The 20,012-nt window shown below is 73.1% G+C and carries 17 protein-coding genes and 1 pseudogene; 7 read left to right on the forward strand and 11 right to left on the reverse strand.

Features of this window, described 5'->3' with window-relative positions; genetic code table 11:
• Window positions 1–110 precede the first annotated feature (110 nt).
• Window positions 111–1,061 carry a LysR substrate-binding domain-containing protein gene (locus tag ABZ449_RS34895; protein ID WP_360354133.1) on the forward strand — a complete coding sequence of 317 codons (951 nt, stop codon included), beginning with the start codon at window positions 111–113 and terminating at the stop codon, window positions 1,059–1,061.
• 7 nt (window positions 1,062–1,068) lie between these two features.
• Here the strand turns inward: ABZ449_RS34895 and ABZ449_RS34900 are convergent, their stop codons facing one another.
• Window positions 1,069–1,704 carry a TetR family transcriptional regulator gene (locus tag ABZ449_RS34900; protein WP_360354134.1) on the reverse strand — a complete coding sequence of 212 codons (636 nt, stop codon included), beginning with the start codon at window positions 1,702–1,704 and terminating at the stop codon, window positions 1,069–1,071.
• Window positions 1,705–1,828: 124 nt separating this feature from the next.
• Between ABZ449_RS34900 and ABZ449_RS34905 the strand changes: the two genes are divergently transcribed.
• Window positions 1,829–4,030 (forward strand): MMPL family transporter, encoded by a 2,202-nt coding sequence (locus ABZ449_RS34905; protein ID WP_360354136.1) that lies wholly within the window; start codon window positions 1,829–1,831, stop codon window positions 4,028–4,030.
• A gap of 52 nt (window positions 4,031–4,082) precedes the next feature.
• On the opposite strand, the gene ABZ449_RS34910 is transcribed toward ABZ449_RS34905, so the two are convergent.
• The 3 genes from ABZ449_RS34910 to ABZ449_RS34920 all read right to left on the reverse strand — a co-directional run bounded on the left by ABZ449_RS34910 (window position 4,083) and on the right by ABZ449_RS34920 (window position 10,235).
• The gene (locus ABZ449_RS34910; RefSeq protein WP_360354137.1) at window positions 4,083–5,954 is read right to left on the reverse strand and encodes an ATP-binding SpoIIE family protein phosphatase; all 1,872 of its coding nucleotides are present in this window, start codon (window positions 5,952–5,954) and stop codon (window positions 4,083–4,085) included.
• An 84-nt stretch (window positions 5,955–6,038) separates the two neighbouring features.
• On the reverse strand, window positions 6,039–6,686 hold the full coding sequence (locus ABZ449_RS34915) for a class I SAM-dependent methyltransferase (protein WP_360354158.1): 648 nt from the start codon (window positions 6,684–6,686) through the stop codon (window positions 6,039–6,041).
• Between the two features lie 594 nt (window positions 6,687–7,280).
• On the reverse strand, window positions 7,281–10,235 hold the full coding sequence (locus ABZ449_RS34920; protein ID WP_360354139.1) for a BTAD domain-containing putative transcriptional regulator: 2,955 nt from the start codon (window positions 10,233–10,235) through the stop codon (window positions 7,281–7,283).
• Between the two features lie 214 nt (window positions 10,236–10,449).
• Between ABZ449_RS34920 and ABZ449_RS34925 the strand changes: the two genes are divergently transcribed.
• The gene (locus ABZ449_RS34925; RefSeq protein WP_360354141.1) at window positions 10,450–10,728 is read left to right on the forward strand and encodes a hypothetical protein; all 279 of its coding nucleotides are present in this window, start codon (window positions 10,450–10,452) and stop codon (window positions 10,726–10,728) included.
• Between the two features lie 182 nt (window positions 10,729–10,910).
• Here ABZ449_RS34925 and ABZ449_RS34930 read toward each other — a convergent pair whose 3' ends face one another.
• On the reverse strand, window positions 10,911–11,186 hold the full coding sequence (locus tag ABZ449_RS34930) for a hypothetical protein (protein ID WP_360354142.1): 276 nt from the start codon (window positions 11,184–11,186) through the stop codon (window positions 10,911–10,913).
• 140 nt (window positions 11,187–11,326) lie between these two features.
• Here ABZ449_RS34930 and ABZ449_RS34935 point away from each other — a divergent pair, with 140 nt between their 5' ends.
• Window positions 11,327–12,085 (forward strand): GntR family transcriptional regulator, encoded by a 759-nt coding sequence (locus ABZ449_RS34935; RefSeq protein WP_360354144.1) that lies wholly within the window; start codon window positions 11,327–11,329, stop codon window positions 12,083–12,085.
• Window positions 12,086–12,232: 147 nt separating this feature from the next.
• Here the strand turns inward: ABZ449_RS34935 and ABZ449_RS34940 are convergent, their stop codons facing one another.
• Complete coding sequence (locus ABZ449_RS34940) at window positions 12,233–13,900, reverse strand: fumarate hydratase (RefSeq protein WP_360354146.1); 1,668 nt, start codon at window positions 13,898–13,900, stop codon at window positions 12,233–12,235.
• A 147-nt stretch (window positions 13,901–14,047) separates the two neighbouring features.
• Here ABZ449_RS34940 and ABZ449_RS34945 point away from each other — a divergent pair, with 147 nt between their 5' ends.
• Both ABZ449_RS34945 and ABZ449_RS34950 read left to right on the forward strand, forming a co-directional pair.
• Window positions 14,048–14,806: a DUF1707 domain-containing protein gene (locus ABZ449_RS34945; RefSeq protein ID WP_360354148.1), complete on the forward strand. Its 759-nt coding sequence runs from the start codon at window positions 14,048–14,050 to the stop codon at window positions 14,804–14,806.
• Window positions 14,807–15,122: 316 nt separating this feature from the next.
• Window positions 15,123–15,500, forward strand: a complete 378-nt coding sequence (locus ABZ449_RS34950; protein ID WP_360354160.1) for a WhiB family transcriptional regulator — start codon at window positions 15,123–15,125, stop codon at window positions 15,498–15,500.
• 87 nt (window positions 15,501–15,587) lie between these two features.
• On the opposite strand, the gene glpX is transcribed toward ABZ449_RS34950, so the two are convergent.
• Entirely contained in the window at window positions 15,588–16,628 is a 1,041-nt protein-coding gene (glpX, locus tag ABZ449_RS34955) for a class II fructose-bisphosphatase (RefSeq protein WP_224283188.1), read from the reverse strand.
• 215 nt (window positions 16,629–16,843) lie between these two features.
• Between glpX and ABZ449_RS34960 the strand changes: the two genes are divergently transcribed.
• Window positions 16,844–17,380 carry a DUF4245 domain-containing protein gene (locus tag ABZ449_RS34960; RefSeq protein WP_360354150.1) on the forward strand — a complete coding sequence of 179 codons (537 nt, stop codon included), beginning with the start codon at window positions 16,844–16,846 and terminating at the stop codon, window positions 17,378–17,380.
• A gap of 177 nt (window positions 17,381–17,557) precedes the next feature.
• Here ABZ449_RS34960 and ABZ449_RS34965 read toward each other — a convergent pair whose 3' ends face one another.
• The 4 genes and pseudogenes from ABZ449_RS34965 to ABZ449_RS34980 form a co-directional block, all read right to left on the reverse strand.
• Window positions 17,558–18,160, reverse strand: coding sequence for a malonic semialdehyde reductase (locus ABZ449_RS34965; protein ID WP_360354152.1), 603 nt, complete (start codon window positions 18,158–18,160; stop codon window positions 17,558–17,560).
• A 111-nt stretch (window positions 18,161–18,271) separates the two neighbouring features.
• Window positions 18,272–18,532: an exodeoxyribonuclease VII small subunit gene (locus ABZ449_RS34970; protein ID WP_360354154.1), complete on the reverse strand. Its 261-nt coding sequence runs from the start codon at window positions 18,530–18,532 to the stop codon at window positions 18,272–18,274.
• A 70-nt stretch (window positions 18,533–18,602) separates the two neighbouring features.
• Window positions 18,603–19,814 carry an exodeoxyribonuclease VII large subunit gene (xseA, locus tag ABZ449_RS34975; protein ID WP_360354156.1) on the reverse strand — a complete coding sequence of 404 codons (1,212 nt, stop codon included), beginning with the start codon at window positions 19,812–19,814 and terminating at the stop codon, window positions 18,603–18,605.
• A gap of 33 nt (window positions 19,815–19,847) precedes the next feature.
• Window positions 19,848–20,012: pseudogene (locus tag ABZ449_RS34980) on the reverse strand (IS982 family transposase); the annotation flags it as partial.

Below are 20,012 nucleotides of genomic sequence, written 5' to 3' on the forward strand. Positions count from 1 at the left end.
AGGGAAATAGCTACACTGGATGTGTCTGATCGGAGATTGTTATCAGTACCGAATCCCCCACGTCGCGGCCGGGCTCCCGCAGGAACAGCGGCGCCAGGGGCGACGGGACTGTGGCGAGTGCCACAGTCCGCAGCCCGCGCACCCCGACCGTCGCCCAGCTGCGCGCCTTCGTCGCGGTGGCCGAGTACCGGCACTTCCGGGAGGCCGCCGCCGCCACCGGGACCAGCCAGCCCGCGCTGTCCGGCGCGGTCGCGGCGCTGGAGGAGTCGCTGGGCGCGCAGCTGGTCGAGCGTACGACGCGCAAGGTGATCGTGACCCCACTGGGGGAGCGGGTGCACCGGCACGCCCGCCGGGTGCTCGCCTCGCTGCAGGCCCTCACCGAGGAGGTCGAGGCCGCCCGTCGGCCGTTCACCGGGCCGCTGCACCTGGGCGTCATCCCGACCGTCGCGCCCTACCTGCTGCCCACCGTGCTGCGGCTGGTCCGCGACCGCTTCCCGGACCTGGAGCTGCACGTCCACGAGGAGCGCACCCCCTCGCTGCTGGAGGGCCTGGCCGCCGGGCGACTGGACGTCCTGCTGCTCGCGTTGCCGGCCGGCGGGGCCTCGCCGACCAGGGACATCCCGCTGTTCGACGAGGACTTCGTCCTGCTCACCCCGCCCGGCCACCCGCTCGCCGGGCGGATCGACGTGCCGCGCGACGTGCTGCTCGATCTGGACGTGCTGCTGCTGGAGGAGGGCCACTGCCTGCGCGACCAGGCACTGGACATCTGCCGCGAGGTCGGCGCCGACCCGACCGGCTCGACCACCCGCGCGGCCGGCCTGTCCACCCTGGTCCAGCTGGTCGCCGGCGGCCTCGGGGTGACCCTGCTGCCCGCCACCGCGCTGGACGTCGAGGCCGGGCGCACCGACCGGCTGGCCGCCGTCCGCTTCGCCGCCCCGCCGCCCGGCCGCAGGATCGGGCTGGCCTTCCGGCCGGGCTCGGCCCGCAGCGCCGAGTACGAGCGCTTCGCGGACGCGCTGCGCGAGGTGCTGGTGGAGCTGCCGGTCCGGATCGTCTCCTGAGGCCCGCCTAGAGCGCGCCCCGGTCCGCCGCCGGGGCGCCCAGGCACAGCCCGACCGTCGTCGCGACCAGCAGCTCCAGCGCCTCCAGGGTGTCCGGGTCGGGCCGCTCGCCGGGTCGGCGCAGGGTGAGGTGGCGGGCCGTCAGGCCGTCGAAGCCGCTGAGGAAGAGGACGGCGATCCGGCGGGCGGGCAGCGCCAGGGTCAGGCCGTGGGCGGCCGCGAGGGCGCTGAGCATCTCGACGGCGGTGCCCTCGATGTCGCGCTGGAGCCCGAGCATGATCTCCTGGATGTCCGGGTCGCGCATGGCCAGCGCCCCGAACTCGCTCAGCAGCACGCAGCGCCCGTGCTCGCCGGTGGCGGACTCCCAGAGCGCGTGCACCAGGGTGCGGACCTGCTCGCCGAACGGGCCGTCGCCGGGGTCGACGGCGCGCACCTCGCCGACGAAGTCGGACTTCAGCCGCTCGACGACCGCCCGGTAGAGGTCCTTCTTGGTGCCGAAGGTGTAGTGCACCGTCGCCTGCGCCACGCCCAGCTCGGCCGCGATCGCGCGGGTGCTGCCGGCCGCGATTCCCTCCCTGGTCATCAGGTCGATCGCGGCCTGGACCAGTTGCGGTCGGCGTTCTGAGGCGGGGACGTGAGCCATCCAGTCAGGGTAGCGCCACGAGCGGGCAACTGTGTCGATCGATCTTGTCGAGCAACTTTGTCACTCGACAAAGTTCGGTTTACGGTGGGACGCGACCTGCCCTGACCGAACCGAGGGACTGCCGATGGCCACGTACCTGTACCGACTGGGCCGATACTGCTTCCGGCGACGGCGGGCTGTCGTCGCCGTCTGGATCGCCGTGCTCATCGCCGTCGGCGGGGCCGCGGGCGCCTTCGCGGGCAAGACCACCGACGAGTTCAAGGTCCCCGGCACCGAGGCGCAGGCCACCCTGGACCGGATCAAGGACACCTTCCCGGCGCAGAGCCACGGCTCCGCGCAGGTCGTCTTCGCCGCCGGTGCGCCCGGCGGCATCGGAACGCCCGAGGCGAACCGGGCGGTCGGTGAGGCCGTCGCCCGGATCGCCCAGGTGCCGGGCGTGGCCGCGGTGCCGGACCCGTACGCCTCCGGCGCGCTCTCCCCGGACGGGAAGGTCGCGCTCGCGCTGGTCTCGTTCGACCACAAGCTCGCCGACGTCACCGACCAGCAGCGCGACGCCGTGAAGGCCGCCGCCGAGCCGGCTCGCGCGGCCGGGCTGGACGTGGCCTTCGGCGGCGACGCGTACAACACCATGGCCCAGATCGAAGGCGGCAGCGAGGCGATCGGCCTGGTGGTGGCGGGGCTGGTCCTGGTGGTCACCCTCGGCACGCTGGTCGCCGCCGGGCTGCCGCTGCTGACCGCGCTGGCCGGCGTCGGCGTGACGATGGCCGGCCTGCTGGCGCTCACCGGCTCCTTCGAGATCATCACCACCGCGCCGGTGCTGGCCCTGATGGTCGGCCTCGCGGTCGGCATCGACTACGCGCTGTTCATCCTCTTCCGGCACCGCCGCCACCTGGACGAGGGCCTGGAGCCGGAGGAGGCCGCCGCCCGGGCCACCGCGACCGCCGGCAGCGCCGTCGTCTTCGCGGGCCTGACCGTGGTCGTCGCGCTCGCCGGACTCGCCGTCGCGGGCGTCCCCTTCCTCACCGTGATGGGCCTGGCCGCCTCCGGGGCCGTCGTGGTGGCCGTCCTGGTCGCGATCACGCTGCTGCCCGCCGTGCTGGGATTCACCGGCCGGGCCATCGACCGGCTGCCGATCTGGAAGCGCGCCCTGACCGCCAACGGCCGCACCACCATGGGCGAGCGCTGGGGCCGCTTCGTGGTCCGCCGCCCGCTGCCCGTCCTCCTGGTCGGACTGGCCGCTCTGGGCGCCCTGGCGGTGCCCGCCGCGAGCCTGAACCTCGGCCTGCCGAGCGCCGGTTCGCAGGCCGCCGGGACGGACGCGCGCAAGGCGTACGACCTGGTCGGCGAGAGCTTCGGGCCGGGCTTCAACGCCCCGCTGGTGGTCGTGGTGGACACCCACGGCGCGCCGCGGCCCGAGCAGGCGGTGCAGGGCGTGGCCGCGAAGCTCCAGACCCTCGACGGCGTGGGGACGCTGCTGCCGCCGACCGTCGACCGGGCGCGCGGCACCGCGCTGGTGACGGTCATCCCGCGGACCGGCCCGGACCACGCGGACACCAAGGCGCTGGTCAACGAGATCCGTGACCAGAAGGCGGAGTTGAAGGCGGCGACCGGCGCGGACATCGCCGTCACCGGCACCACGGCCGCCAACATCGACGTCTCCACCAAGCTCGGCCAGGCGCTGCCGCCCTTCCTCGCGGTGATCGTCGGGATCGCGGTGGTGCTGCTGGCGCTGGCGTTCCGCTCGGTGCTCGTCCCGCTCAAGGCGGTGGCCGGGTTCCTGCTCAGCGTCACCGCCTCGCTCGGCGCGGTGGTCGCGGTCTACCAGTGGGGCTGGCTGGACGGGCTGATCGACGTGCCCAAGGTCGGGCCGGTGGTGAGCTTCGTGCCGATCCTGCTGATCGGCGTGCTGTTCGGACTGGCGATGGACTACGAGCTGTTCCTGGTCTCCGGGATGAAGGAGCAGCACGTCCACGGAGCGGCGCCGCGCGAGGCCGTGGTGGCCGGGGTGCGCAACGGGGCCCGGGTGGTCACCGCGGCGGCGCTGATCATGGTGGCGGTGTTCGGCTCGTTCGTCTTCGGCCACGACCCGATCGTCCAGCCGATCGGCTTCGCCCTCGCGGTGGGCGTGCTGGTGGACGCCTTCGTGGTGCGGATGGCGCTGGTGCCGGCCGCGATGGCGCTGTTCGGCAGGGCCGCCTGGTGGTTCCCGAAGCGGCTGGAGAAGGTCGTGCCGAAGGTCGACATGGAGGGCGAGCAGCTGATCGCCGAGCTGGAGAAGCGGCCGGCGGAGGAGCAGCGGGCCCGGAAGGAGCCGGTCGGGGCCTGACGCTCCGTACCGGGTGCCCGGCGGGATCCGCTCCCGCCGGGCGCATCCGCGTTCACGTCCCCGCGGGCAGCCGCTGCTCGAACCAGACCACCTTGCCGGTGCCCAGCCTGGTCGCGCCCCAGCGGTCCGCGCACCGGGCCACTATCTGCAGCCCGCGCCCGCGTTCGTCCTCCGGCCCGGTGCGGCGCGGGCGCGGCAGCAGCGGGCTGTCGTCGCCGACCTCGCAGCGCAGCCGGGTGGTGCGCACCAGGCTCAGGGTGACCGGCCGGGTCGCGTGCTGGACGGCGTTGGTGACCAGCTCGCTGACCATCAGCTCGGTCGCCTCGCTGAGCTCGTCCAGCCCCCAGCGGCGCAGCGTGTGCGCGGCCAGCCGGCGGGCCCGGCCCGGCGTCTCGTTGCGCGGCTGGAGGTACCAGTGCGCGACGTCCCCGGCCGGGATGCCGTCGAAGCAGGCACCGAGCAGGGCGATGTCGTCGCCGCGGTCGCCGGGCGGCAGGATCCGCAGCGCCTCCTGGCACAGCTGCTCCGGGGACTGCCAGCGGGCGGCGGCGATCCGGGCGCGCAGCACCTCCAGGCCGTCGCTGATCGGGCGGGTGCGGGTCTCCACCAGGCCGTCGGTGAACAGCAGCAGCGCCGAGCCGGGCGGCGCGGGCAGTTCGACGGAGTTGAAGTCCACCCCGCCGACGCCGATCGGCGCCCCGGAGTCCAGTTCGACCAGCTCCGCGGTGCCGTCCGGGCGGACCAGCACCGGGGGGACGTGCCCGGCGTTGGCCATCACCACCCGGTTGGCGATCGGGTCGTAGACCGCGTAGACGCAGGTGGCCAGGTGCTGTTCCCGGCCGAGCCGTTGGGCCTGTTCGTCGAGGTGGTAGAGCACCTCGTGCGGCGGCAGGTCGAGGGCGGCCAGGGTCTGGGCGCTGGTGCGCAGCTGGCCCATGATGGCGGCCGAGGTGAGCGAGTGGCCCATCACGTCGCCGACGATCAGGGCGACCCGGTTGCCGGGCAGCGGGACGGCGTCGTACCAGTCCCCGCCGACCTGCGCGCCGCGCTCACCGGGCAGGTAGCGCTGGGCGATCCGGACGCCGTGCGACTGCGGCAGGCGCAGCGGCAGCATGCTGCGCTGGAGTTCGTTGGCGATCTCCCACTCGCGGGCGTAGCGCAGCGCGGTGTCCACGGCCAGCCCGGCCTGGGTGGCGAGATGGGCCGCGGTCGCGGTGTCCGCGGCGTCGAAGACCGGGCGGCCGGTGCGTTCGGGAGGGCGGCGGATCAGTATCAGCAGCCCGAGCACGGCCTTGCGCCCGCGCAACGGCAGGGCGAGGACGGAGGTGCCGGCGGCCAGCCGGGCCACCCCGCGGGTGCCGTACAGCTCGCGCAGCAGGGTCTCGGCGCGTTCGGCGGCGGGGGTGCCGAGGACGGCGGCCTCGGCGGGGCGGCGGCTCAGCAGCGCGTGGGCGAGCGCTCCGCCGCGGGTCACCGGGGTGGCCGGGCCGCCGTCGGCGGTCGAGCGCGCGCCGTAGCGGGAGCGGCGCCGGTCGTCCATGCCGCTCGGGCGGCCGCGGCGGCCGATCCGGGTGCCGGTGCTGTGGTGTATCCGGAGTTCCTCCGGGAAGCCGGGTTCGCGTTCGACGTTGGGCAGCGGGTCGCGCAGGTGGACGACGGCGGCGTCGGCGAGCGTCGGGACCAGCACCCGGCCGATGTTGCGCAGCGTCGCGGCGAGGTCGAGGGCGCTGTTGATCCGCCGGGTCGCCGAGTCGAGGTACGCCAGGCGGTCCGCCATCTCGGTGCGTTCCGGCCGTGCGCCCGCCCGTCGCACCGGGGCCGGCGTCAGGGCCGTCGCCGGGGCCGGTGTCGCGGCCGGGACCTGGCGGCGCTGGCCCGGGACGGCGGGCGGCTGCTCCGCCTCGGTCTTGAGCTGGTCGCGCACGGCTGCCTGTCCTGGATTCGGTGTGGTCGGTGAGCTGTTCTGTTGCCACCTGCCGCGGGTGCGGCCGGTCCTGTCCCGGTTCGATCAGCCGACGCGTCGACAGCACAGGAACAGCTGTTCCTCCGGCGGCAGCGAGGTACTGGCCGGTGCGTAAGGATGCCCCGAGCACTCCTCGACGGCGAAGCCGGCCGAGACCAGAACCCGCTCCAGATCCTCCCTCAGATACCCACTGATCCGCAGCTCTCTGCCAAGGAACGGAAGCGGAACGTGATCCAGGTCCGCCTCGACCATACCGAGCGCCAGCAGCCCGCCCGGCCGCAGGAGTTCGCGCAGCTGCCCCAGCACGGCCGGGATCTCGTCCTGCGGCAGCAGGATCAGCGAGAAGAACGCGGTGACCGCGGCGAAGCGGCCCCGGCCTTCCGGCCCCAGTGCGGGGGCGTTCCAGACCAGGTCCGCACGCTCGGTGGCCAGATCGTACAGGTCGATCCGATGGAAAACGGGCGCGAACACACCCGGGAAGGCCGTCCGCCGGGCCAGCGCGAGCATCCCGTCGGAGAGGTCCGCGCCGGTGACCCGCAGACCGCCGGCGGCCAGCTGGCGGACGGTCGGCTCGCCGGTGCCGCAGCCCACGTCCAGCACCGGGGCGCCGGGTTCGAGCTCGGCGAGCAGCAGCCGGCCGCAGGCCAGCTGCCCGTCCTTGGCGGGGAACGCCTCGCCGTACCCCGTGCCGATGGTGTCGAAGGCGACCGCCTGAAGTGCCCGGGCCGCCCGCCGCCGTACCTCGGGTTCCCCGTCGTCGGCGTCCTCGCCGACGGGGAACGGGTCCGATATCTGTCCGGTCGTCACGTTGCGAGGCACCCTTCCACCCGTGGCCTCCGGTGGCTCGTCCGCGGCCCCGCGGGCCGCTGCCGGTGGCGGTACGTCACGCTCTCCGCACCACGCGGACGGACTGCACCCCGATGCGTTTCCGAGCAGACACTCGTGTGCGTACTGGCATCTGAGAATATGCGTGATCACTGTGCAGTGGGGACCCTTTCCGGCCAACTCGCCGCGCTTGGGCGGTTGTGACCGGAGTTGCGGAAGCACGGGGGTGCGGGAGGGGTTGTGCGTTCGGCCGCGCACGCCGGACAGTACGCCAGGAGAACGTCGATGACCTGCGGTTTTGCCGATCGGCGGGCTGACTATCTGACGTTTATTGAACGTCAATCGCTCCGGTGCACAGTGGAGTCCAGCGCCGGGGAAGCGTTGAGGGCGTTCCCGCAGCCGGGGGGCTGCGGGAACGCCGACGCGCGGAACGGGGGAGGTGTCCGTGGGGGAGCGGAGGCCTTACGGCGCGGGGGGAGAGAGGGGCTCGGTGTGCTGCTGGGAGATGAGGTCCGCCACGGGGGAGGCCTCAGGCACACCGAGCCGCGTGAAGATCGCGTGCGCCTCTTGGAGGCAGGCGAGTCCACGGGCCGGCTGGGCGAGCGTCAACAGGGCCTCGCCCAGCGCGGCGTTCGCCAGGCCCTGGCAGTAGGCGGAGTCCAGCTCCTGGCCGATCGCCAGCGACTCGCCGGCCGCCGAGGCCGCCTCGGCGGGCTGCCCGGCCACGAGCAGGGCGGAGGCGAGCCGGGCCAGGGTGTAGCCCTCCCACAGGGGGTTCTGCTGCGACTGGTAGAGCCGGTGCGCCTCGCGCAGGTGCGGGACGGCGTCGCCGCCGGAGAGCACCACGCCCAGCTGGTAGAGGGTCTGGGCGAGCAGCGGGCCGTTCTTGGACTCCCGGGCGGCGGCGACGCCGTCGCCGGCGGACCGGATCGCCGTCTCGGTCATCCCGAGTCGGTGCTGCGCCCGGGCCATGTTGCTGACGATGCGGGCCTCGGCGGTCGGCGCGCCGAGGGCCTGGCTGGCAGCCCTGGCCTGCTCCATGAACGGCAGGGCCTCGGCCGGGCGGTTGCCCAGGCTCAGGATCACGCCCAGCATGTTGGCGGTGGCCAGCAGCTGGACGGTCGGATCGTCCGGGGGCTGGTGGTCCAGGCTGCGGCACAGTGAGTGCTCGGCGCCCTGGAAGTCGCTGGTGACGTAGTTCAGGGCCCCCAGGGCGAAGTGCACCCGGGCGAGCGCGGCGGAGTCGTCGCGGAGCTCCGCGCGCTGTCCGAGCGCCTCCAGGACCGGCCGTACCTGGGGGCCGTGGGTCGGGTCCGGACCCAGGCCGTACAGCAGGATCAGCAGGTCGATCGCCGCGTGCTGCGCGGACTGCGGCCCGCTCGCCGCCGCGGCCAGGGAGTTGAGCAGCAGGGCGCTCTCGGCCCGGAGCCAGGACTGGGCGGAGCCGCTCGTCGGCAGGCTGATCCCGGACGAGGAGGGCGTGGTGAGCAGTTCGGGCTCGGTGTCGTCCGGTTCGATGGCCCGGGCCGCGTTGCGGACGGTCGGGATCAGCAGGTCGAGCAGCCGCTGGACGGCCCGCTCCTGCTCCCCGGTGTCGCCCAGCCGGTCGTTCTGCCGCTGGGCGTAGAGCCGGAGCAGGTCGTGGTAGCGGTAGCGGCCGGGGGTGAAGCACTCCAGCATGTTCGCCTCCACCAGGGCCTCGGCGAGGTCCTCGGCGGTGTCCTCGTCCACACCGAGCAGCGCCGCGGCGGCCGCGAGCGGGATGTCGGGGGAGTCGATCAGCGCGAGCAGCCGAAAGGCGCGGGCCTCGGCCGGGGACAGCTGCCCGTAGCCGAGTCCGATGGTGGTCTCCACGGCGAGGTTGCCGAGCTGGAGCTCGTCCAGGCGGCGGCGCTGGTCGGCTAACCGACGGGCCAGGTCGGAGACGCTCCACCGCGGCCGGCTGGCCAGCCGGGCGGCGGCGATGCGAACGGCCAGCGGCAGGAAGCCGCAGGCGGTGACCACCGCCATGGCGGCCTCCGGTTCGGCGGCGACCCGCTGCTCGCCGACGATGGCCGAGAACAGCGCCAGCGCCTCCTTCGGCGTCAACTCCTCGACGTCGAACAGCTGTGCGCCGGGGATGCCGGCCAGCCGGGAGCGACTGGTGGCGAGCACCGCGCAGCCGGAGACGCCCGGGATCAGCGGCCGGATCTGGTCGGCGTCCCGTGCGTTGTCCAGCAGGATGAGCATCCGCCGGTTGGCGAGCAGCGAGCGGTAGAGGGCCGCGCGCTGCTCCATCGACTCCGGGTTCTCGGTGACGCCGAGGGCGTGCAGGAAGTCGCCGAGGACGACGACCGGGTCGGCCGGCGAGGCGCCCGCGCCGCGCAGGTCCACGTACAGCTGCCCGTCCGGGAACTCGGCCCGGACGCGGTGGGCGACGTGGACCGCGAGGGTGGTCTTCCCGACGCCGCCGATGCCGGCCAGCGAGGTGACCACCACGGCCTGGCCGGTGGCGTTCATCAGGACCGTCGAGAGGTCGCTCACCAGCTCGGTGCGGCCACTGAAGTCCAGGACGTCGGCCGGGAGTTGGGCCGGTGCCGGGGCGGCGGGACGGTCCTTCGCCGCCATCTCGGGCATGGCCTGGAGGGTGAGCGCCGGGTCGGCCGCGAGGATGCGGGTGTGCATCGTGGACAGGCCGACGCCCGGCTCGACCCCGAGCTCCTCGATCAGCAGCTTGCGGGTGTCGGTGTAGACGCCGAGCGCCTCGGCCTGGCGGCCGCAGCGGTACAGCGCCAGCATCAGCAGCTCCCGCAGCCGTTCGCGCAGCGGGTGCTCCGTCGTCAGGTTGTTGAGCTCGCCGACGATCTCCGCGTGCCGGCCGATGTCGAGGGCGGCCGCGCACAGGTCCTCGGCGGCGGCCACCTGGCGCTCGGCCAGCCGCTGCCGCTGGGTGTCGGCGTAGGGGCCGGGGACGCCGGTCAGCGGGCGGCCGCTGAACAGGCGCAGCGCCTCGTCGAGCAGTCGGTGCGCCTCCTGCCTGTCGCCGTTCGTCCGGGCGGCCGCGGCCTCGGCGCAGAGCCGTTCGAAGACCGTCAGGTCGAGGGCCTCACCGGGGATGCGCAGTGCGTAGCCGTCGGCGACCGAGACCAGCAGTTCGGAGGGTCGGCGAACCTCCCGACGGGGCTCGATGACGGAACGCAGCCGGGAGACGTAGGTGCGCAGGGCGGCGACGGCCTGGGTCGGGGGCCGGTCGCCCCAGAGCGCGTCGACCAGGTCCTGGGTGGTGACCGGGCGTCCGGAGTGCAGCAGGAGGGTGGTCAGGACGGCCTGCTGTTGGGGGGAGCCGAGCGAGACGGGCGCGCCGTCGAGCCAGGCCTGGACCGGACCGAGGACCTGGAAGCGCAGCGCAGGTGGTCGCGGCGTCTCCCGAAACTCCATGAAGTCCCCCGATGGCCTGTGGTGTCGATTTCGTGAAAGGGCGCTCGGCGGTCCGCCGCGGTGCTTCAGCTTAGGCGGACGCCCGACTCTGCCGGACGGCACCGCAAGCCGCACGGTGTTTATCGGACATTTAATCAACCCTACGATACTGTCCCCGCGCCCGCGCCATGGAGGTCGGGCTGAACACAATTGATGACCGAAAGGCGGCCGCCCAATGGCCAACGACCAGAGCGAGACCCCGGTGCCGTCGACGCCCGAGAGCGGGACGAAGATCGAGGCCCCGGCCGCCGCTGTGGAGGCGGGCACGGCTGTCGAGGGCGCGGTGGCCGCGACCTCGAACCCGACCGAGTACGCCCTGCCGAACGACGCGCAGAAGGCCGCGATCGAGAGCGAACTGTTCGGCGACGAGCACCTGGAGAGCCCCGTCACGCCGGACGGCGGCGAGCCGGGAAAGAAGTACGAGCCGGAGAACATCGTCTTCGGCCACGCGTAAGCGGCCGCCCCCGGTGCCCCCGTCGCCCCCGTCCGGGCGCGGGGGCACCGGTGGTTATGGGCACGCCAATTCCCCGAACGTGTCAACCCGGTGGCCGAAACGTGCCCGTGGTGCACTCATGGTGACCGGCGATATCCGTAACGTGCCCGACGGCGGGCGCGGGGCGTTCCGGAATTCCGGATTCATCCCGGGGTATTGCGGTGGTCGGAATGTTGCCGTTTGCCCGCGTTCTGCCGAAATTGCCGAGGGAGATCGTATTCGGCCGAATCGCCGGGCCCGGGGGCGGGAGCGACCTGGTGCGGATCGGCCGTCCATTCCCGGCCGCCGGGCTCGGGGCGCAGGTAGTGCTCGCCGCCGATGGTGTCCATGTAGATGCCGGTGCGTCCGGTCCTCCGGTCGAGGACGAGTTCACCCACGTGGGGCCGGTAGGCCGGGGCGTTGCGCTGTCGGGTGCTCACCGTGCTGCTCCTCGCTCTGGTCGGCGACTGGTCAGCATCTCTAGAGAAGCTAATATCTCTAGAGATGTCAACGGTCGTATCTCCTTACCGGCGACCGCGGGCACGCCTACGATTTGTCCGAGGCAGAGGGAGACGCGGCGATGACCGGCAGCAGTGGCGACAAGCAGCCCAAGTACCAGCGGATCGCCGAAGCGCTCAAGGCGGCCATCGACGCCGGCCGGTACCGCGCGGGCGACCGCCTGCCCGGCGAGAACGACCTCATGGACGAGTACGGCGTGGCGCGGATGACCGCCCGCCAGGCGCTGGGCGTGCTACAGAGCGAGGGCATCGCCGAGGCGCGCCGCGGCGCCGGGGTGTTCGTCCGGGACTTCCGGCCGCTGCGCCGGCGCGGCATCCAGCGGCTGGCGCACGCGCACTGGGGGTCCGGCCGGTCGATATGGTCGGCGGACATCGACAACCGCAGCCTGGTCGTCGACCAGGTCTCCGTCACCGAGCAGGGCGCGCCCGAACACGTGGCCCGGGTGCTCGGGGTCGACCCGGGTGCCCCGATGTGCGTGCGGCACCGCCGCTTCGTCCTCGACGGCAAGCCGGTGCTGCTCTCGACCTCCTACCTGCCCGCCGTCCTGGTCGCGGGCACCGCGATCACCCGCGAGGACACCGGCCCCGGCGGCACCTACGCCCGGCTCGCCGAGATCGGCGCCAAGCCCGTGCACTTCCGCGAGGAGGTCCGCTCCCGGATGCCCGGCGCGGACGAGGCCGCCCGGCTGGAGCTGTCCGCCGGCACCCCCGTCATCCTGATCTGCCGCACCGCCTTCGCCGACGAGGGGCAGGTCGTCGAGCTCAACGAGATGATCCTGGACGCCGCCTCCTACGTCCTGGAGTACGACTTCGACGCCTGAGCGCCGCCGGGCGCGACGCCCGGAGGGCGCCGGAAGGCGCCGGAAGGCACCGGAACGCGCCGGAACGCGCCGGAACGCGCCGGAACGCGCAACCGCCCCGGCCGCTGGGATTCACCGGGCGGCCGGGGCGGTTCGGAGCGTGCGGGACTACTCCTTGGAGCGGACGCGCAGGTTGGTGATCAGCGGGCCCTCGGTGGTCTCGCGGAAGAAGTCGTTGCCCTTGTCGTCGACGACGATGAAGGCCGGGAAGTCCTCGACCTCGATGCGCCAGACCGCCTCCATGCCGAGCTCGGCGTACTCCAGCACCTCGACCTTCTTGATGCAGTCCTGGGCGAGGCGGGCGGCCGGGCCGCCGATCGAGCCGAGGTAGAAGCCGCCGTGCGCGGCGCAGGCGTCGGTGACCTGCTTGCTGCGGTTGCCCTTGGCGAGCATGACCATCGAGCCGCCGGCGGCCTGGAACTGGTCGACGTAGGAGTCCATCCGGCCGGCCGTGGTCGGGCCGAAGGAGCCGGAGGCGTAGCCCTCGGGGGTCTTGGCCGGGCCCGCGTAGTAGACCGGGTGGTCCTGGAGGTACTTGGGCATGCCCTCGCCGGCGTCCAGGCGCTCCTTGATCTTGGCGTGGGCGATGTCGCGGGCGACGACCAGGGTGCCGGTGAGCGAGAGCCGGGTCTTCACCGGGTACTTGGACAGCTCGGCGCGGATCGCGGACATCGGCTGGTCGAGGTCGACGCGCACCACGTCGTCGTCCAGGTGCTCGTCGGTGGTGTCCGGCAGGTACTTGGCCGGGTCGGTCTCCAGCTGCTCCAGGAACACGCCCTCGGCGGTGATCTTGCCGAGCGCCTGGCGGTCGGCGGAGCAGGAGACGGCCATCGCGACCGGGAGCGAGGCGCCGTGGCGCGGCAGGCGCACCACGCGCACGTCGTGGCAGAAGTACTTGCCGCCGAACTGGGCGCCGATGCCGATCTTCTGGGTCAGCTCGGTGACCTTGGCCTCCAGCTCCAGGTCGCGGAAGCCGTGGCCGGTCCTGGCGTTGCCCGAGGTCGGCAGGTTGTCCAGGTAGTGCGCCGAGGCGTACTTGGCGGTCTTCAGCGCGAACTCGGCGCTGGTGCCGCCGATCACGATGGCCAGGTGGTACGGCGGGCAGGCCGCGGTGCCCAGCGAGCGGATCTTCTGCTCCAGGAACGAGAGCATGCTCGCCTCGTTCAGGATGGCCTTGGTCTCCTGGTACAGGTACGACTTGTTGGCGGAGCCACCGCCCTTGGCCATGAACAGGAACTTGTAGGCGTCACCGTCGGTGGCGTACAGCTCGATCTGGGCCGGCAGGTTGTTGCCGGTGTTCTTCTCGTCCCACGTGGTCACCGGGGCCATCTGGGAGTAGCGCAGGTTGAGCTTGGTGTACGCGTCGTACACGCCCCGCGCGATGGCGGACTCGTCGCCGCCCTCGGTGAGCACGTTCTGGCCGCGCTTGCCCATGACGATCGCGGTGCCGGTGTCCTGGCACATCGGGAGGATGCCGCCGGCCGAGATGTTGACGTTCTTCAGCAGGTCGAGCGCCACGAAGCGGTCGTTGGGGCTGGCCTCCGGGTCGTCCAGGATGCGGCGCAGCTGGGCGAGGTGGGCGGGGCGCAGGTAGTGCGAGATGTCGTGCATCGCCTCGGCCGTCAGCAGCCGCAGCGCCTCGGGCTCGACCTGGAGGAAGGTGCGACCGCCGGCCTCGAAGGTGGAGACACCCTCGGAGGTGAGCTTGCGGTACGGGGTCGGGTCAGCGCCCAGGGGGAGCAGGTCGCTGTACTCGAAGTCTGGCGTGGGAGCCATGGGGGCGGTCCTTAGCTGTCCAGTTGGTCCGGCTGCGTCGGCGAAGCACCATCCAGGGTAGGACCCGGCGGAAGCCGGCATGAGGACAGGGCAGCCTTGCGTGACGGGGCTCACTCGCGCAGGAGTGCGAGCGACTAGGCTGACCCCGTGGACAACTCGCCGTCGCACGACGATTCGGGGCAGCCGCCGGTGCCGGTGCCCGTACCGATGACCAAGCCCGAACCCAAGCCGGAACCCAAGCCCGGGGCGGAGGCCGCACCGCGGCCGCACGCGCCGGTCGCGGAGGCGGACCTGCGGGTCTCCGACGCCGACCGCGAGAAGGTCGCGGAGCTGCTGCGGGACGCCTACGCCGAGGGCCGTCTGGACGCGGACGAGCACGCCGAGCGGATCGAGGCCGCCTACGCCGCGAAGACCTTCGGCGACCTCGCGCCGCTGACCCGGGACCTGCCGGCCCGTCCGCTGTCCTTCGAGAAGCAGCCGCTGAGCACCCGGCAGGGGCCGCCGCCGCGGCCGCCCGCGCGCCAGGAGTCCCCGACGGTGGTGGCGGTCTTCGGCGGCGCGGCCCGCAAGGGCCGCTGGCGGGTGGGCTCGCACCTGACCGCCTTCGCGGTGTTCGGCGGGGTGGAGATCGACCTGACCGACGCCGTGTTCGAGTCTCCCGAGGTGGAGATCGCGGTGACGGCGATCTTCGGCGGGGTCGAGGTCCGGGTGCCGGAGAACGTGACCCTCCAGGGGGCCGGCGTCGGCATCTTCGGCGGTTTCGACGTCCGCGAACAGGTCGCGGCGGACCCGTATGCTCCGGTTGTCCGGATCAAGGGCCTTGCGCTGTTCGGTGGTTGCGAGGCGAAGCCGCGCCGGGGCAAGAAGTTGAAGGAGTGGGTGCGCCGTCAACTCGGCGCCGACTGACCCGCGTTGACCTGCGCGGTGTCCGGCCGGGGATCAACTCCCGGTCGGGCGCTCGGCGTTGCGGCCGGTGCTCTGCGTAGTCGATTGCGTGCAGTGTGCATGAATCGCGGCCGGGTGGGTAGTTCCTTCGGCACATCGCTTCTTGGACGGCTGCGCACCCGGAGGCGGCCGAGCGGCCGTGCCGGAGTTGGACAGCGGGGGCTCGCGGCCGGCGGGGGAGCGAGGGATCCCCGTGTCCGAGAGCCTCGTCAGGAGTACGGCCGTGCTGCATCCGATCGAGTCCCGCACCACCTCGCCAGTCGCCGCTGCGCAGGTCCTGGAGCGCCGTCCCGGCGTCCGGCCGCGGCCGCAGCCCCCGGTCGGCCAGGCCGGTTCCCCCGCGGGCGAGGACAACCCCTGGCACACCGGTGCCGCGTGCCGGCGGGACGAGGTGGGGCTGTTCTTCGCGCCCTCCAAGGAGCCGACGGCGGCCCGGCTGTCGCGCGAGGAGCAGGCCAAGCAGGTGTGCGCCCGCTGTCCGGTGCTGCTGGAGTGCCGCGAGCACGCGCTGGCCCAGCCGGAGCCGTACGGGGTCTGGGGCGGGCTGACGGCCGCCGAGCGGCGGGTGGTGCTGGCCCGGCGGCGGCGCCGGGACGCGGAGCTGCGCGAGGCGGCCCGGGTGACGGCGGCCCCGCGGCGCCGGATAGCCGGGTGAGGGCGGGTCCGAGAGCGGGACGGCGGAGCACCGCGGCCCCGGCGGAGGGGGATTCCGCCGGGGCCGCGAAGTGCGTCGCGCCGGAGCTCAGTTGGCGCGGTCGAAGTCGATCGCGCTGTACGCCCGCAGCTTCGAGAGCTTGTGGGTGGAGTTGATCTCCCGGATGGTGCCGCTCTTGGAGCGCATCACCAGCGAGCTGGTGGTGGCGGTCTCCGAGCGGTAGTGGACGCCGCGCAGCAGTTCGCCGTCGGTGATGCCGGTGGCGACGAAGAACACGTTCTCGCCGCTGACCAGGTCGTCCGTGGTGAGCACCCGGTCCAGGTCGTGGCCGGCGTCCAGCGCCTTCTGCCGCTCGGCGTCGTCCTTGGGCCACAGCCGGCCCTGGATCACGCCGCCCATGCACTTCATCGCGCAGGCCGCGATGATGCCCTCCGGGGTGCCGCCGACGCCCATCAGCAGGTCGACGCCGGTGCCCTCGCGGGCGGCCATGATCGCGCCGGCCACGTCGCCGTCCGAGATGAACTTGATCCGGGCGCCCGCCTCGCGGATCTCCCGGACCAGGCCGTCGTGGCGCGGGCGGTCGAGCACCACGACGGTGACGTCCTCGACGGCGCTGCCCTTGGCCTTGGCGACCCGGCGGATGTTGACCGCCGCCGGGGCGGTGATGTCGACGAACTCGGCGGCCTCCGGGCCGGCCACCAGCTTGTCCATGTAGAACACGGCGCTGGGGTCGAACATGGTGCCGCGGTCGGCGACGGCCAGCACGGCCACCGCGTTGTTCATGCCCTTGGCGGTCAACGTGGTGCCGTCCACCGGGTCGACGGCGACGTCGCACTCGGCGCCGGTGCCGTCGCCGACCCGCTCGCCGTTGTAGAGCATCGGGGCTTCGTCCTTCTCGCCCTCGCCGATGACGACGACGCCGTTCATCGACACGGTCGAGACGAGCGTGCGCATCGCCTTCACGGCGGCGCCGTCCGCGCCGTTCTTGTCGCCACGTCCGACCCACCGGCCGGCGGCCATCGCGGCCGCCTCGGTGACCCGGACGAGTTCGAGTGCGAGGTTCCGGTCCGGAGCCTCGGGCGCGACCTCCAGGGCACTGGGAAGGTGGTGCGGGTACTGCGTGGTCATCGTCGTTACCTCTCTGTACGCGACGGCCAGTGAGCGCCCGACTACTGCCAGGTCGAACGCCGTGGTGAGGGTATGGCGATCGTATCCGCCCACGAGATGACTGTCTGTGGCGCGGGTCGCTGCTCTGTGGCGGAAACCGCCGATTCGCCCGGTATCACCCGTCCGAGGACACCCCTGGTGACCGTTCCGGGATGTGGATGAGTCACCATGTGGGGGTGGCAGCAGACAGCAAGGGCATGAGGGGTCGGCAGACCGTACGGGACATGGTCCTGTCGATGCTGGCGGTCGGTTTCGTCGTCTGGATCGGGTACCTGTTCCTCCCGCACGACGCCAACGGCGACCCGGTGCGCGTGGTCGAGTACAAGGTGGCGGCTGCCTCCGCCAAGCGCGCCGCGCCGTACCCGCTGCTCTCCCCGGAGGGGCTGCCGGAGAAGTGGCGGGCCACCTCGGTCGCCTACCGGCCGGCCGACCAGAACAACGGCAAGGGCAACGCCTGGCACCTGGGCTTCGTGACCCCCTCCGGCCAGTACGCGGCGATCGAGCAGAGCGACGTCTCGCGCGACTCCCTGCTGGCCGACTACGTCAAGGGCGCCAAGCCGGACGGCACCTCCGAGGCGGCCGGCCGCACCTGGGACCGGCTGCAGGGCGAGAAGGACCGCGCGCTGGCCGTGCAGACCGGCCCCGGGACCGCGCTGCTCACCGGTACCGCCTCCTACGAGGAGCTGGCCGAGCTGGCGCAGGCGCTCAAGTAGCCCGCCCGCGCCTCGCGCCTCGCGCTCCGCGCTCCGGGCCCCGCGCTCCGCGCCCCGTGCCCCGCGCCCGGGCCTCGCGCCTCGCGCCTCGCGCTCCGGGCCTTCCCGCGCACGCCGAAGGGCCCCGTACCGGCGAACCTCGGTTCGCCGGTACGGGGCCCTTGCGCGCGGGGCGGATCAGACGGTGGTGACGACCTCGTCGTAGGCCAGGCGCGGCGAACGCGGGAACCAGGCGTCCTCGCCCGGCTTGCCGATGTTGACCACGGCCAGCACCGAGTGCTCGCCGTCGCCGAAGAACTCCTTGTTGATGCCCTCGGCGTCGTAGCCGGTCATCGGGCCGGCGGCCAGGCCGGCGGCGCGCACGCCGATGATGAAGTAGGCAGCCTGCAGGGCGCCGTTCATCGTGGCGGACCGCTCACGGACGCTGCGCTCCGAGAAGAACAGGTTCTTGGCCTGCGGGAAGTGCGGGAGCTGGGTCGGCAGCTCCTCGTGGAACTCGTTGTCCACGGCCAGGATGGCGACCAGCGGGGCGGCGGCGGTCTTGTCCTTGTTGCCGTCGGCCATCTGCCGGACGAGGCGCTCGCGGCCCTCCTCCGAGCGGACCAGGACGACGCGCAGCGGCTGCTGGTTGAAGGCGGTCGGGCCGTACTTGACCAGCTCGTAGATGGCCTGGACCTGCTCCTCGGAGACCGGCTCGTCGGTGAAGGTGTTGGCGGTGCGGGCCTCGCGGAACAGCAGGTCCTGAGCGGCGGCGTCGAGTACCAGGGCGTCGGTGGTCATGCTTCTGCACCTCATGCGGAAAAGGAGTTCGTCGGTATGATCGGCCGCAGCCGGTCACTCCCTCCAACATAGGTGAAGATTCAACGATTCCCCAAGGGAACGTGACCTGCCTCACTTCTCGCCGGGAGCCGCGCCCTCCTCGGCGGCCAGCGCCGCGTCCAGCCGGGCCCGGGCGCCGTCCAGCCAGCGCTGGCACACCTTCGCCAGCTGTTCGCCGCGCTCCCACAGGGCCAGCGACTCCTCCAGCGAAGTCCCGCCGTTCTCCAGCTGCCGGACGACGTCCAGCAGCGCGTCCCGGGCGTGCTCGTAGCCCAGGGCGTCGTCCGGGTTCGGCGCCGCCGCCGCGTCCTGCTGTTCCTGCTGCTCTGCCATGCGTGCCAGCGTAGGGGCTCGGGCCGACACTCCCCAGCCCCGGCCGCTCGGCGGCCGCGGTGGCGGCCGGCTACTCGGCGGCCGCGGTGACGTCGAAGCCGCCGCCCGCCACCCGCGCGTGCAGCCCCTCGCCGGGCGAGACCTGCGCCGGGTCCGTCACCACCGTGCCGTCCGCGCGCTGGAGCACCGCGTAGCCGCGCTCCAGGGTGGCCGCCGGGGAGAGCGCCACCACCCGGGCCAGGGTGTGCCCGAGGTCGCTCTGCGCGTGGTCCAGCCGGTGCCGCAGGGTGCGCCGGGCCCGCTCCAGCAGGCCGTCCACCTCCTGCCCCCGCCCGTCCAGCATCCGGTGCGGGGCGGCCAGCGACGGACGGCTGCGCACCCCGTCCAGCCCGTGCTGCTCGCGCTCGACCCGGGACAGCACGTGCCGGCGGGCGCGGTCGCGCAGCTGGCGGACCTTGGCCAGCTCCTCGCCGACGTCCGGAACCACCCGTTTGGCCGCATCGGTCGGGGTGGAGGCGCGCAGGTCGGCCACGAAGTCCAGCAGCGGCTGGTCCGGCTCGTGCCCGATCGCGCTCACCACCGGCGTACGGGCGGCCGCGACCAGCCGCACCAGGCCCTCGTCCGAGAACGGCAGCAGGTCCTCCACGCTGCCGCCGCCGCGGGCCACGATGATCACGTCCACCTCGGGGTGCTCGTCCAGCTCCCGGACGGCCGCGCTCACCCGCTCCACCGCGCTGACCCCCTGCACCGGGACGTTGCGCACCTCGAAGCGCACGGCCGGCCAGCGCCGCCGGGCGTTCTCCAGGACGTCCCGCTCGGCCGCCGAGTCGCGCCCGGTGACCAGCCCGACGCACTGCGGCAGGAACGGCAGCGGCTTCTTGCGCTCGGCCGCGAACAGGCCCTCCCCGGCGAGCCGCCGCTTCAGCTGCTCCAGCCGGGCCAGCAGCTCGCCGAGGCCCACCGGCCGGATCTCCGAGGCGCGCAGGGACAGCTGCCCGCGCGCCGCGTACCACTCCGGCTTGGCGTGCACGACGACCCGCGAGCCCTCCTGCACCACGTCCGCGACCTGGTCGAACACCGAGCGGAAGCAGGTCACCGTGAGCGACACGTCGGCCTGCGGGTCGCGCAGGGTCAGGAACACCACGCCCGCGCCGGGGCGGCGGCTGAGCTGGGTGATCTGACCCTCCACCCAGACCGCGCCGAGCCGGTCGATCCAGCCGCCGATCAGCGCGGAGACCTTGCCGACCGGGAGCGGCGCTTCGGGGGAGCTGGTGTTGGCCATGCGTACGAGGCTAGATGAATGAGTCCGATGTCTTCAGTGGTCATAGGCGATGAGTGATCGCTTGATCGGGGCGTCGATGGTCCAGTTGTGCCAGATGGCGGCGGCGAGGGCGAGCAGGCGCTGACCGGTGCGGGCGAAGACGCCCGCTTCGGTCCGGGCGCCGTGCTGTTCCAGGCCGAGCTGGCCCTTGAGGGTGTC

The organism is Kitasatospora sp. NPDC005856, assembly GCF_040629945.1.
In the GTDB taxonomy this organism is placed as follows: Bacteria; Actinomycetota; Actinomycetes; order Streptomycetales; family Streptomycetaceae; genus Kitasatospora.

What these genes read in the sequence shown, in the direction of transcription:
- ABZ449_RS34900 (WP_360354134.1), bottom strand. Translation starts at nt 1,704, where the DNA reads ATGGCTCACGTCCCCGCCTCAGAACGCCGACCGCAACTGGTCCAGGCC.
- ABZ449_RS34905 (WP_360354136.1), top strand. Translation starts at nt 1,829, where the DNA reads ATGGCCACGTACCTGTACCGACTGGGCCGATACTGCTTCCGGCGACGG.
- ABZ449_RS34920 (WP_360354139.1), bottom strand. Translation starts at nt 10,235, where the DNA reads ATGGAGTTTCGGGAGACGCCGCGACCACCTGCGCTGCGCTTCCAGGTC.
- ABZ449_RS34925 (WP_360354141.1), top strand. Translation starts at nt 10,450, where the DNA reads ATGGCCAACGACCAGAGCGAGACCCCGGTGCCGTCGACGCCCGAGAGC.
- ABZ449_RS34935 (WP_360354144.1), top strand. Translation starts at nt 11,327, where the DNA reads ATGACCGGCAGCAGTGGCGACAAGCAGCCCAAGTACCAGCGGATCGCC.
- ABZ449_RS34940 (WP_360354146.1), bottom strand. Translation starts at nt 13,900, where the DNA reads ATGGCTCCCACGCCAGACTTCGAGTACAGCGACCTGCTCCCCCTGGGC.
- glpX (WP_224283188.1), bottom strand. Translation starts at nt 16,628, where the DNA reads ATGACCACGCAGTACCCGCACCACCTTCCCAGTGCCCTGGAGGTCGCG.
- ABZ449_RS34965 (WP_360354152.1), bottom strand. Translation starts at nt 18,160, where the DNA reads ATGACCACCGACGCCCTGGTACTCGACGCCGCCGCTCAGGACCTGCTG.
- ABZ449_RS34970 (WP_360354154.1), bottom strand. Translation starts at nt 18,532, where the DNA reads ATGGCAGAGCAGCAGGAACAGCAGGACGCGGCGGCGGCGCCGAACCCG.
- xseA (WP_360354156.1), bottom strand. Translation starts at nt 19,814, where the DNA reads ATGGCCAACACCAGCTCCCCCGAAGCGCCGCTCCCGGTCGGCAAGGTC.